13 protein-coding genes are annotated in these 12,937 nt (G+C 36.1%); 3 read left to right on the top strand and 10 right to left on the bottom strand.

Translation table 11 applies throughout. From position 1 onward, the window contains the following. Positions 1 to 356: 356 nt before the first annotated feature. On the bottom strand, positions 357 to 635 hold the full coding sequence (locus U9Q18_01660; GenBank protein MEA3313063.1) for a hypothetical protein: 279 nt from the start codon (positions 633 to 635) through the stop codon (positions 357 to 359). Positions 636 to 795: 160 nt separating this feature from the next. On the opposite strand from U9Q18_01660, the gene U9Q18_01655 reads away from it, so the two are divergent. Genes U9Q18_01655 through rsmD form a run of 3 tightly spaced genes read left to right on the top strand, consistent with a single transcriptional unit; the run spans position 796 to position 4,897 of the window. After that, on the top strand, positions 796 to 1,971 hold the full coding sequence (locus tag U9Q18_01655) for a phosphopentomutase (GenBank protein MEA3313062.1): 1,176 nt from the start codon (positions 796 to 798) through the stop codon (positions 1,969 to 1,971). Continuing rightward, entirely contained in the window at positions 1,968 to 4,295 is a 2,328-nt protein-coding gene (gene recG, locus U9Q18_01650; protein ID MEA3313061.1) for an ATP-dependent DNA helicase RecG, read from the top strand. Before U9Q18_01655 ends, recG begins: the two co-directional genes overlap by 4 nt. After that, a complete protein-coding gene (gene rsmD / locus U9Q18_01645) occupies positions 4,295 to 4,897 on the top strand; it encodes a 16S rRNA (guanine(966)-N(2))-methyltransferase RsmD (GenBank protein ID MEA3313060.1) in 603 nt (200 codons plus the stop codon). Before recG ends, rsmD begins: the two co-directional genes overlap by 1 nt. A gap of 39 nt (positions 4,898 to 4,936) precedes the next feature. Here rsmD and U9Q18_01640 read toward each other — a convergent pair whose 3' ends face one another. From U9Q18_01640 to U9Q18_01600, 9 genes are all read right to left on the bottom strand, one after another. After that, complete coding sequence (locus U9Q18_01640; GenBank protein MEA3313059.1) at positions 4,937 to 5,335, bottom strand: ribonuclease HI family protein; 399 nt, start codon at positions 5,333 to 5,335, stop codon at positions 4,937 to 4,939. After that, positions 5,328 to 5,876 (bottom strand): macro domain-containing protein, encoded by a 549-nt coding sequence (locus tag U9Q18_01635; GenBank protein MEA3313058.1) that lies wholly within the window; start codon positions 5,874 to 5,876, stop codon positions 5,328 to 5,330. The genes U9Q18_01640 and U9Q18_01635 overlap by 8 nt, the downstream gene beginning before the upstream one ends. 3 nt (positions 5,877 to 5,879) lie before the next feature. Continuing rightward, positions 5,880 to 6,389 carry a type 1 glutamine amidotransferase domain-containing protein gene (locus U9Q18_01630; protein MEA3313057.1) on the bottom strand — a complete coding sequence of 170 codons (510 nt, stop codon included), beginning with the start codon at positions 6,387 to 6,389 and terminating at the stop codon, positions 5,880 to 5,882. Positions 6,390 to 6,434: 45 nt separating this feature from the next. Then, complete coding sequence (locus tag U9Q18_01625; GenBank protein MEA3313056.1) at positions 6,435 to 7,313, bottom strand: DMT family transporter; 879 nt, start codon at positions 7,311 to 7,313, stop codon at positions 6,435 to 6,437. Between the two features lie 504 nt (positions 7,314 to 7,817). After that, complete coding sequence (locus U9Q18_01620; protein MEA3313055.1) at positions 7,818 to 8,516, bottom strand: formate dehydrogenase accessory sulfurtransferase FdhD; 699 nt, start codon at positions 8,514 to 8,516, stop codon at positions 7,818 to 7,820. Then, a complete protein-coding gene (locus U9Q18_01615) occupies positions 8,500 to 9,096 on the bottom strand; it encodes a molybdenum cofactor guanylyltransferase (GenBank protein MEA3313054.1) in 597 nt (198 codons plus the stop codon). Before U9Q18_01615 ends, U9Q18_01620 begins: the two co-directional genes overlap by 17 nt. A 5-nt stretch (positions 9,097 to 9,101) precedes the next feature. Next, complete coding sequence (locus tag U9Q18_01610) at positions 9,102 to 9,935, bottom strand: formate/nitrite transporter family protein (GenBank protein ID MEA3313053.1); 834 nt, start codon at positions 9,933 to 9,935, stop codon at positions 9,102 to 9,104. 20 nt (positions 9,936 to 9,955) lie between these two features. Further along, entirely contained in the window at positions 9,956 to 12,673 is a 2,718-nt protein-coding gene (fdhF, locus tag U9Q18_01605; protein ID MEA3313052.1) for a formate dehydrogenase subunit alpha, read from the bottom strand. Positions 12,674 to 12,817: 144 nt separating this feature from the next. After that, positions 12,818 to 12,937, bottom strand: a 120-nt coding sequence (locus U9Q18_01600; GenBank protein ID MEA3313051.1) for a 4Fe-4S binding protein, incomplete at its 5' end; no start/stop codon positions are given.

Here is a 12,937-nt window from a genome sequence, read left to right as displayed (position 1 = left end):
ATTAAACTATCTTCATTGGTAGTTGCAAAGTCTGAAAAAGTAGACGCAAGAATAAAGCAAAAAATAAATAATGAAACAAAAACTTTCTTTGGCGTTATATTACTTCTTTGCATATGTCACCCCCTTGTTTAAATTTTATGTCTTTATTTTTTCTTTTTTTCAAAGCGGCTTGTTATTTTACTCTCTTTTTCTTGCAGTTTCTCTTCTTTCTCGCCCCCAGAACAATAAAGCGGAGCTTTGCCTTTATATAAATTCATCACCTCCAATCCCAAGGGAGATTTCGCTCCTGCATCTATTATATTTTATACCCTCTTTTGTCAATACCTTTTTAGAAAAATTTGCAAAAATTTCTTCTCTCATATATATAGATACCTAACTGGCAAAAATTTCCCACTTTTTTGAAAGAATTTTATCATTATTTTTCTATTAACATATTCACTGCAGTTTTTCTTTAAACAATAACCAGTTGTTAAGATCGGGATTGCTTCGTCGCTACGCTCCTCGCAAAGACATTCTTTTTTGCATTTCTTTTCTACGTCTTTAAAATAAGCTAACTTTCCCTTAAGTTCGTTTAAGGATTCCCTCTCTTCGGGGAATATTACACCTTTCTCCATAGAAAGATTTATTTCTTTCAAATACTTTAAAATTTTATTCTATCACCTCCTTTTTAAAATTTTCATATGGATTTTAATGAACCAGCGGTACTATTTCGTATAGATTTTTAACGAGAGGCAATTCGTTTACTTGACGAACCACGCTTATAGATTATAATCTGACAAGAAGGAGAATTAAAAAATGAACATAAAAAGAACAATTGTTATTGTTATAGACAGCGTAGGAGCAGGTGAAGCAGAAGATGCTTATCAATATGGTGACTGGGGAGCCAATACACTTCTTCACACTTTGCAATACAACCCCGGATTAAAGCTTCCCAATATGGAAAAACTTGGAATGAAGGGGCTTCTTCTAGGAGAAAAAGGAGAATATATTGCATCATACGGCAAAATGAAGGAACAATCAAAAGGAAAAGACTCGATAAGCGGCCACTGGGAAATGATGGGAGTCATGCTAAAAGAAGCTTTTCCAACATACCCGAACGGCTTTCCGGATGAGATAATAGAAAAATTCAAAAAACTTACGGGAATTGAAGGAATCTTAGGTAACAAACCTGCATCAGGTACGGAGATTATAAAAGAATTCTACAAAGAACATGTCAGAACAAAGTACCCCATTGTCTACACATCAGCTGATTCTGTCTTCCAGATTGCCGCACACAAAGATGTAATTCCACTTGAGGAACTGTATAAAATGTGCGAAATTGCAAGAAAACAAATACTTGTTAACGACCATGCCGTAGCACGCGTTATTGCAAGGCCATTTATAGGAGACTCGGAAAAAGGATTTATAAGAACATCGGAAAGAAAAGATTATTCATTAAAGCCAACAGGTACAACCGCAATGGATTTATTAAAAGAAAATGGTAAAGAAGTGGTAGGAATAGGCAAAATACATGATCTGTTCGCAGGAATAGGCCTTACCAAAAGTACCCATACAGACAATAATACAGATGGAATTGCAAAAACAATCGAGTTTATAAAAAAGGATTTTAGTGGGCTTCTCTACACAAATCTTGTAGAATTTGATTCGCATTGGGGCCATAGAAGAAACTATGTCGCATATGGAAAAGGCCTAAAAGATTTTGACAATGCCTTGCCTGATATTTTAAGCAATATGAAAGAAACAGATGTTCTGTTTATTACGGCAGATCATGGATGTGATCCAACGTTTAAAGGACACACAGACCACACAAGAGAATTCGTTCCCATCATAGCGTACGGAAAGAAAATTAAAAAAAACTACAACCTTGGGTTAAGAAGCTCATTTTCCGATTTAGCAGATACAATCACAGAAATCTTTAAATTAAGACACCTAAATGGAAAAAGTTTTGCAAAAGAGATCATTATAGAATGAACCATCCCGTAATAGAAGGACCACTAACTCTGGAAATCAAAAGAGGATTTAACAATGATGCAGTAATGGGAGGACTGGATAGTTTCATGCTGAATAAAGTAAACACACTATCCGTCTCTAACACGAAAAAAGAAAAAATAAAAACCCTCTTTACCGGTTATAAGGATGCATCCAAAGAAGAGAGAAAAAATATCATACACGGAGCCCTTTCTCTCTTAAAAGAAACAAAATCAAAACCTAAACAGGAGCAATTTATCTCAATATCCGAATTACACACTCCTGTACAATATATGAAAGGCATAGGCCCACGTCTTGCTTCAGTTCTAAAAAAGCTTGGAATACGGGAAATAACAGATTTACTGTACTACTTCCCCAAAGGGTACCTTGATTTACGGCATATCAACAAAATTGCTTACCTCAAATCAGGAGAAATTTCATTAATAAAAGGTAAAATAATAAAAACGTCAGAAAGAATGAGTAGAATAAAAATTTTTTCTGCTGTTATCTCCGATGGCACGGGTTATATCACTGCGGTTTGGTTCAATCAATCTTACCTCAAAAATATACTGAGAGAGGGAACAGTTGTTATGCTGTCAGGCAAAGTGCAATTTATGTATGGGAAGTGGGAAATGCCTTCGCCCAATTATGAAATTGTTCAATCCGACAGGAAAACAACACATTCAATGCGTATAATCCCTGTATATTCCTTAACCGAAGGAATTTATCAAAAAACATTGAGAAATAAGATAAAAAAGACAGTCGATACATACGCGCCTCTCATTTATGATTACTTGGACCAACAAATAATCAATAAATTAAACCTTACTTCCCTGGATAAAGCTCTGTACAACATACATTTCCCTGAAAATTTTGAATCGCTGGAAAAATCAAAAGAAAGGCTAATCTTTGATGAATTATTTGAACTGCAGATACTATTAGGGCTGAGAAAAAAAGAAATCAAAGGCTCAAAAGGTATAGTATTAAACGCAACGCCCAGGGATATCGAAGCATTCCAGGAACTCCTCCCCTTTGCCCTGACAAAAGCACAGCTCAAAACGATGAATGAAATCATAAAAGACTTTGCCTCCGGAAAGCCGATGAACAGGCTCCTGCACGGCGACGTAGGTTCAGGTAAAACAGTCGTGGGGCTGTTTGCACTGCTCATTGCAGTAAAAAATGGATATCAGGGAACGATAATGTCCCCGACAGAAGTGCTTACCCAGCAAACATTTAATGTCGCAGAAAAGATTTTAAACAAAGCAGGTGTAAAAATAGCACTGCTTACCTCCGGGACAAAGAAAAAGGAAAGAAAGGAAATACTGGAAAACATAAAAACAGGAAAGATAAATGTATTAATAGGGACACACGCCCTGATACAGCACGATGTCGCATTCAAAAACCTTGCAATATCAGTTGTGGACGAACAGCACCGGTTCGGTGTATTGCAAAGAAGCAACCTAAAAAGCAAAGCAATATTTCCGCATACGCTTGTTATGAGTGCAACGCCGATTCCAAGAACCCTTGCGCTTACAATCTACGGCGACCTGGACATATCACAGATAAGAGAAATGCCAAAAGGAAGAAGGCCCGTATTGACAAAAGTGCTGATAGAGAACAGCAGCGGAGCATACACTAAACTTGTGGAGGAATTAAAAGCAGGGAAAAAGGGATACATTGTCTGCCCTTTGATAGAAGAATCTGAAAAAAGTGAATTGCAATCCGTACAAGAACAAGCAGAAAAATTAAAACAAACATACTTAAAAGATTTTAACATCGGCATTTTGCATGGCGGATTGAACTCTGCTGAAAAAAATAAAATTATGAACGCATTCAAATCAGGAGAAATATCTGTTTTGGTATCCACTACCGTCATAGAGGTAGGGGTAGACGTCCCGGACGCAACAGTAATGATTATAGAAGATGCTGATCATTTTGGGCTTGCGACACTACACCAATTACGAGGCCGGGTAGGACGAGGCGAAGTACAATCTTACTGTTTTCTAATAACACAGAACAATAAAGAACAAGCTCTCAACAGGTTGCGTGTTTTAGAAAAAACATCAAACGGCTTTGAGGTTTCAGAAGAAGATTTGAAATTAAGAGGGCCTGGAGAACTGCTCGGGCTCAAACAACATGGCCTACCTGAATTCAAAATTACCTCGCTTCTAAGAGAAAAGGATATGAAGCTGCTAGAAATTGCAAGAGAGCAGGCACAGCTCACTGTAGAAAACAAAATTCAATGGGAAAAAGAAAAAAAAGAAGAACTGATAAAGCTCCTTAAAAATAAATTTAGCGAGAGAGAAGAGCTGGTAGGTATAGCTTAATGAGAATAATAACCGGAAAATTCAAAGGGAAAGTTCTCTTTTCGCCGCCAAAGAATATAGCGCTCAGGCCTACAAGCGACAAAATAAGGGAGGCAATATTCGATACAATAAGAGATGTAGTAAAGGATAGTTTCTTCCTGGATCTTTTTGCTGGTTCCGGTGCCGTAGGTCTTGAAGCATTAAGCGAGGAAGCTAAATTTGTTGTATTTATCGATAAAAATGGAGTAACAATCCAAACATTAAAAAAAAATGTATATTTACTTTCCGCTCAAAACGATGTTTCAATCATGAAGAGAGATGTTCTTGCTGCACTCAAAAACTATCAAAAAATTGAGGAAAAAATAACAGAAAAATTCAATATCATATTCCTTGACCCGCCGTTTCCATCTCTTCTGGCAGGAAAAGTAGTAGAAATGCTTTCAAACTTTCCGCTGCTAAAGAATGATTCCATTGTTATCGCGGAACACGGAACAAGAGAAAAACTTCCACAAGAAATTGTAGGAAAAAACACCTTAGAAAAAATTAAAGAAAAAAAATACGGGAAAATTGCTGTAACGTATTATAAAGTATCAGTCCAGGAATCTGATACTACCGAAAAATAATTTGTAATATGCTAAATCACGTAACAACAGGGAAGAATTCTACGCAAGGTCTAAAATAGTATTACAAAGCTTATCCGCAATACCAATAAATTTATCTGTTCGCGGGGCATTGCCAAATTTTATACTGACAAACTGGGCACTCAGCTCTTTCACTTCTTCATTTAACTTTTTGAGATGTGCGGCCTTTGTTTTATATGCCCCGTTAATCTGGGAAATGACAAGCTCGCTGTCCGATATCAAAGACGCCTTTTTTATGTTCCTGTTCCTTGCCTCCCGCAATGCTGAAATAATTGCCCTGTATTCTGCAATGTTATTTGTCGCACTACCTATATATTCCGCAGAAAGAAAAATCACTTTGCCTTTCTCTGTAAAGATAAAAGCAAAAGCACTTTCTCCGGGGTTACCACGCGATGCACCATCCGTATAAATATTAACCATCTGCCATTGCCTCCTTAAACAATTCTGGGACCTCTTCTCCTATGCCTATAAGATGAATCTCTTTGAGTGTCGTCCCATTGTTTTCAAGATATTGCTTAATGGTCTCGCATATAAGTTGCGTTCCTCTTTTCTTTGGAAAACCAAATATTCCACAGCTTACAGCCAGTATACTTATACTTTTTAATTTATATTTTGTCGCAATTGTTAACACAGAAAGAATCGCATTCCGGAGCTTGTCATCTTCATTCCCTTCGCCCCAAACAGGGCCGACAGTATGAATTACGTATTTTGCTTTAAGGTTTCCGCCACTTGTAATAACGGCTTCTCCTACTTTAAGTGGTCCTTTCTTTTGAATAATACTGTCGCTTTCCTCTTGTATAACATGTCCACCTCTACTTACAATAGCTCCAGCAACGCCGCCGCCATGAGAAAGATATCTATTGGCAGCATTTACAATTGCATCAACTTCCTCTTCTGTAATATCTCCGCAAGCAATTTGTATTTTTACTCCTGTTATTTCTTTCTCATATAATATTTGCATAAGCTATCCTGCATTTAAAAATTTTATAATCTCTCTCATAAACGCAGGTAGGTCGGATGGAGTTCTCGATGTAATAAGATTCCCGTCAACAACAACCTCTTCGTCAACATACTTAGCGCCTGCATTTTTTAAATCATCTTTTATTGCAGAGACACCTGTCAAAGTTACGCCGTTAACAATATGTGCAGAAATCAAAACCCATCCAGCATGGCAAATTGCCGCAACGAGCTTTTCTTCGTCAAACATTTTCTTCACAAATTGTAATATCTTTGAGTTTCCCCTTAATCTGTCAGGTGCATAGCCACCGGGAATAACAACACCACTGAAATTTTCTGGGTGAACATCATCAATTGGCATTTCAGCATCTAAAACAAGCCCTATTTTGGAATGATAGGCCTTTTTCTCCGTGCCTACAAGCACAGCATTAAAACCAGCTTCTTTTAATCTATAATAAGGATAAATCAACTCGAATTCATTAAAATTATCTTCAATAAACACTGCTATTGTTTTCATAATACACCTCCTGTTAAATTATAGCACAGAAACAAAAATTTTCTTTTAAGAAATATTCCAAACCTCTGCCATAGCAGAGAGATACACACCTAAAAGAATTAAAGCTCCCCCAATAAATTCTATAAAGATAGGCATTTCGTGCAAAATAATCAACGCAAAAAATGTAGCAAAAACAGGCTCTCCGAGTATTGTAATAGCAACAAAGGGAGCAGAAAAATATTTTAATGCCCAATTAAATGCAGTATGCCCAATAATCTGAGGAATAAATGCTAAAAGAAAGAAATAAAGGTAAGTTTCCTTAGAATAATAAAAAAGATTCTGTCTGGTTAAAATTGAGCTTACAATAAGAATTATTGCGGCAAAACTATACACAAAAAAGATATACGTAATAAGGTTAAATTTCTTTCGCACTTTTTTACCAATGATTAAATAAAAAGATACGGCAATTGCTCCCATAAGTGCAAGAAAATTACCGTAATTATTGCTCAATCCTATATTTTTTGCTGAAAGAGCAATAACCAATCCTCCTACAAATGCTATTATGATCCCTATAATTGTACATTTTTTTGTACTCTCCTTGAAAAGAAAAAATGAGAAACCAGCAACAAAAATAGGATTTGTTGTAACAAGCACAGTGGATGCAAGAACAGTAGTATAGAAAAGCGAGCTTATCCATAGCACAAAATGGGCAGCAAGAAGGCCCCCCAATAATACAAAAGGCAAAACATCCTTTTTAAAATCCAAACATTTCAACTTATCTCTTTCTAAAATAAAAAACAGAGGAGCAATGAGAATTGCGCTAAGTCCCATCCTATAAGTTGCAATAACAAGTGGCGGTGCATTGCAGAGCCGGATAAAAATAGCTGCAAGACCCACAGAGACCATACCGATAAAAATTATAAATATAGATTTAACCTTGCTCATAGCCTATTATAGAAAGAATGGTAAAAATTTCTAATAATTTGTTAGATTACTACCTTATATTTAAAAATCTTAGATTGTTTACGTCTATTAACCTCAAATAAAAATAAATTTGGAGTTATATGTGTTTAAGCAAGGTTTTTGATAGATAGATGATAGGAAATAAAAGAAATTCAGTTTTTAAATATACGATATATTAAAAGATACAATCTGTATTTAGTAAAATAACCGGTTGCAGTGTTGAATTTTACAAAGAATAAGAAATTCTATCAAAAAATAACTCTAAAAAATCTTTAAGAAGTATGGAACTTTTTTATAAGTTAGGTGTCTAATATATAGAGATACGGGATACAGGATTTGGGATATAGGATTTTGTGAATGGTGAGTTTGAAAAGCTATTGACTTAAAAAACGATTAAAAAACTAAAATAAATTAATTTAGAAAGATTTATTCCAGAGCAGGAAACAAAGATGAAAAAATTATTATAATGCTGACAAAAAAGATAGATTAAAAAAGTTGAAAGTTTTTACTATTTGAATAAATATTAAACCTGTTGCCTCTTAAAAACCCGATAAGCATAATATTGGCATCTTTTGCCATTTCAATAGCAAAATCTGTAGGCGCAGAACGAGAAACAACAGACATAACGCCTAACCTTTTTGCATATTGAACTGCAGTCTCGCTTATTCTTCCACTCGTAAATAAAATGTTAGCATCAAACAATTTGTCAGTCAAAATCGCATCGCCAGCCAACTTAAAAATAGTACTCTGCCGAGAAACATCTTCAAAAAACGAAATAAGCTTTTGTCCATCCGATAAACCTGAAATATGAGTTCCGCCGGTTTGTTTAAAAACTATACTTTTCGAAAGAAGTTCCTTCATGAGCACAAACAATTTTGAGGAATTAATAGAGAATTGCTTTTCTAATAAAGGATTGTTGGATATCTTTTCAACTTCTGTATGGCAATCAGTATAGTAATCTTTCTCCTTAAAAATAATCTTCTTCAAGTCATTTTTTCTATTAATATAGCCTTTTGAAAACAAGTATCCAAAAACTAATTCCTCCTCAAGTGGAGGAGAATAAATAATTCTTTCGATAAGTTTATCGTTTAAATACAAATTAATGTTTTTTTCCTTTACGATTTTGTCGTCCAGTTCTTCCTTTCGTCCATTATTCAACCGTAAAATTTTAACGAACTTTATCATCTAACAACTCCTGTGCCTTCTCGAAATCACTTTTAGTATTCACATTAAAAAAAGTTAAAAACTCAGGATCAATACTTTCTATTTCGCTTTCGCTGAGAAATTGTACAGAAGCAGTATTCAATAAAGAACGAAGTTTATAATCTCCAATTTTAATTTGCTCATTAACAAGAGACATTAAGCGTTTATTATAAAAAGCAAACAACGGTTCAATCATTCCGTTGTCAAAATAAGGAATATAAATATCTACATTCTTGCTCAACATATTTTTCATATAGGAAAGAAGATTTTTATTTATAAATGGCATATCGCAAGCAGTAAGAAAAATAAAATCTTCGCTTGTATATGCCAAAGCTGTAAACAATCCACCGATAGGCCCAATTCCTGGGATACTATCAGGAATAATTCTGTAAGGGAAGGGAAGAACCCCTCTTCCTACGAAGAGAGGTTCTTCTATAAATGATTCCTTAAAAAGACGATAAGTCCGTTCTAAAAGCAAAGTATTCTCAAAGGAAAGAAATACTTTATCTTTTCCAAGTCTTTTTCCCTTGCCTCCAATAAGAATGACAGGTTGGATTGTCAATCGTGTTACGCCTCTTTTTTAAGATAAATATACCAGTACAACATACCTACAAAGAGAGCTCCACCAATGATATTGCCTATTGTTACAGGAACCAGGTTTTTCGTAACGAAATTTCCCCATGTAAGGTTGCTGAATGCTGATGCTGCCTTTCCTGTAGCATCTACAACTGCGGGTGAGCCCTTAAGGAATAATCCGTAAGGAATAAAGAACATATTTGCTACACTATGTTCAAACCCTGAAGCAACAAACGCCATAATGGGGAAATAAATTGCAAGGATCTTGCCAGCAATGTCTTTTGCAGAAATCGCCATCCAGACAGCAAGACAGACCAACCAGTTACATCCAATACCACGCATTAATGCCTGCATAAATGTAAGATTCACTTTTGCATTTGCAATATTTAAAGCGGTTGCACCAACAAGACCTCCATTTGTAAGCCACAATCCCGTGCCAAACATAATAGCAGCGAGAAGAATAGAGCCAACAAAATTACCAAGATAAACAAGCATCCACCTATTTAAAACCTGGCTCCAGCGAATCTTTCTTTCAAGAGCAGCAATCACAATGAGATTGTCTCCCGTAAATAATTCACTTCCTGCAATGATTACAAGCATAAGTCCTACGCTAAATACGCTACCAGCAAGAAGCTTTGTTACTCCAACACCCAGACCAGTTTGATGCCCTATCATAATAGAGAGTTCAGCACCAAAAGCAATAAAAGCGCCCGCAAGAATAGCAAGTGTAAAAAACTTCCCGGCAGGGGTTACAACCTTTTTTTGTCCAGCAGCACTCATTTTTTCAGCAATCTGCGCTGGTGAAAAGAAATTTAGTTCTGTCATACCTTCTTCCTCCTTGTATTTTATATTTTTTCGATTTTACAAGCACATACTTTATATTCCGGAATCTTTGCAACAGGATCCAATGCCGGATTAGTTAAAACATTTGCTGCCGCTTCTTTAAAATGGAATGATACAAACACAAGACCTTGTTTAGGTTTATCAGATATTCGCACATTTACTTTAATACTTCCTCTCCGCGTAGAAATTTTTACCATTTCATCATCTTTAATATTTAGTTTTTCAGCATCAATCGGATTAACTTCTACATAGTTTCGCGGAACAAATGCATCAAGCACTTTTACTCTTCTTGTTTCATTGCCAGAATGGTAATGGAATAGAATCCTTCCTGTTGTAAGAATTAAAGGATATTTTTCATCAGGCAATTCTTTTGCAGGTTTGTATTCAACGGGCGATATAAGCCCTTTTCCATTTACGCGTTTAAAATGACCACCTCCATGTAAAAATCTTGTTCCAGGGTGATCATCATCTATACAAGGCCACTGCAAACCTTGTTTTTCCAATCTATAGTGATGAATGCCCGCATACGATGGGGTAAGTAATGTTATTTCGTCTGCAATTTCTGCACTGTTCTTATACTGCATATTATAGCCCATTGCTGTAGCAACCTCTCCAATAATCTCCCAATCACATTTCGTATTCTCCGGTTTCTTTTTTGCAGGGCGGAGTAGTTGTACTCTCCTTTCAGTGCTTGTAAATGTACCGCTTTTTTCGTATGCTGATGCAGCAGGAAAAACAACATCTGCAATTTCTGCTGTTTCAGAAAGAAAGATATCCTGTACTGCAAGAAATTCTAATTTTTCAAAACCTTCTTTTGCATGTGTAATATCGGGCTCCGTCATCATAGGGTTCTCTCCCATAATATATACCGCTTTCATTTTCCCTTCAAGAGCTTTATCTCCAAATTCCGAAACAGGAATTCCAACATTTTCAGATAGTTTCACATTCCAGGCTTTTTCAAATTTCTCTTTCACCTTAAAATCTACCACTTTCTGATATCCAGGATATACATTAGGTAATGCACCAAGGTCGCAAGCGCCCTGCACATTTGCCTGACCTCGCAAAGGATTAATCCCTGTACCGTCCCTTCCTAAGTTTCCAGTAATTAATGCAAGATTTGCAACACTTAATACATTATCAGTACCGGTAGAATGTTGTGTAATACCCATCGTATAGAAGATTGTTGCATTTTTTGCACTTCCATACATCTCAGCAGCCTGCTTAATAAGGGTTTTATCCACGCCTGTAATTTTCGAAACCGTATCAAGATCATATTTTTCAACAACCTTCTTAAATTCTTCAAACCCTTCTGTATGCGCTTTTATGAAATCTTTATCCAAAAGATTCTCTTGAATAATTACATTCATTATGCCATTAAGGAGAGCAACGTCTGTTCCTGGTGTATGTTGCAAAAAAAGGTTAGCTTCTTTTGCAATGTCAATATTTCGCGGATCACAGACAATTATTTTTGCTCCATCCTTTCGCTGATGCTCTTTTACCATTTGCGCAATTACAGGATGTGTCTCCGTCATATTGGAACCAATGACGAACATTACATCAGCATCTTTAATGTCGTCAAGCGAATTTGTTGCAGCTCCTGCACCTAATGCCTTGCCCAACCCTGTTACAGTAGAAGAATGGCAAAGACGTGCACAATTATCAACATTATTTGTGCCAATTACAGCTCTTGCAAATTTTTGCACAACATAATTATCCTCATTTGTGCATCGGGAAGATCCAAGCACTCCAATTGCATCTGAGCCATATTTTTCTTTAATCTCTTTTAATTTTTTGGCAGTGTATTGAATTGCCTCATCCCAACTTGCTTCTCTGAGTTTGCCATTTTCTCTGATTAACGGAGTAGTTAATCGTTCTTTACTGTTTGCATACTCGGAGCCAAATCTGCCTTTTACACAAGTTCTCCCATTATTCACTAAGGGATTTTCAATACCTCTTGACATTATAAGGTTGTTCTCTTCGTCTTTATATAATCGTAAGTTACAGCCTACACCACAATATGCACAGATAGTATCAGTCGATGTTAAATGAAAAATTTTACCTTTGCCAACTCGCGGTTTTTCAATTAATGCACCAACAGGACATGCTTGAACACATTCGCCACAGAATTGGCACGTTGTTTCTTCAAGAGGCAAAGCAAACGGAGTAGAAACTTGTGATCTATATCCCCTCATTGCAATATCAATTGCTTCAACAATTGCTTGATTTTCACAAGCGTTTACACATCTTCCGCACAAAATACATTTCTGTGGATCAAACTGGATAAATGGGTTTGTATCCCAGGGAGTTTCTTTCGAAACTGCAAAAGCCTCTTTTTCGTCAAGAAATTCACTTTTCTTTATGCCAAACTGATATGCCAGATCCTGCAAAGTGCAATCTCCATCCCGATCACATGTCATACAATCCAGAGGGTGATGCGCAAGAGCAAGTTCAAGATTCATTCGCCTTGCTTCAACAACAATAGGTGTATCGGTAAAAATTTCCATGCCCTCTGTTACTCCGGTAACACAAGATCTTAAAAGAGTTTTTGCATTCTTCACTTCGACAACACACATTGCACAGGATCCTTCTTCGGAAATACCTTCAAGATAACAAAGGGTAGGAATATAAATGTTGGCTTGTTTACAAGCGTTTAAAATAGTTGTACCTTGAGGTACCTGATAATCTTTTTCGTTAATCTTAATGTTAACCAATTTCTTCATATTGCTTCTCCTCCCGGTCTATTTTATATTAGGTATACTTACCTTACAGGCATTTTTTTATATACAGTAGAGCACCATAAGATAAGATAGCTCTTTTTTACCTCTTTAATTAATATCTCTCTTTACTATAATAATTTAATCCAATCATTCTATGGCGCCTGCTGGACATGACTCAGTACATGCTTTACATTTTGTACATTTATCCTTGTCAATCAGTGCATACTCCCCTTTTCCCCAATTAATTGCGCCGACTGGACATACTCT

Source organism: Caldisericota bacterium (assembly GCA_034717215.1).
Classification (GTDB): Bacteria; Caldisericota; Caldisericia; order Caldisericales; family Caldisericaceae; genus UBA646.
Note: the sequence above shows the minus strand (reverse complement) of the source record. Positions and strands in the feature narration are given on the sequence as shown.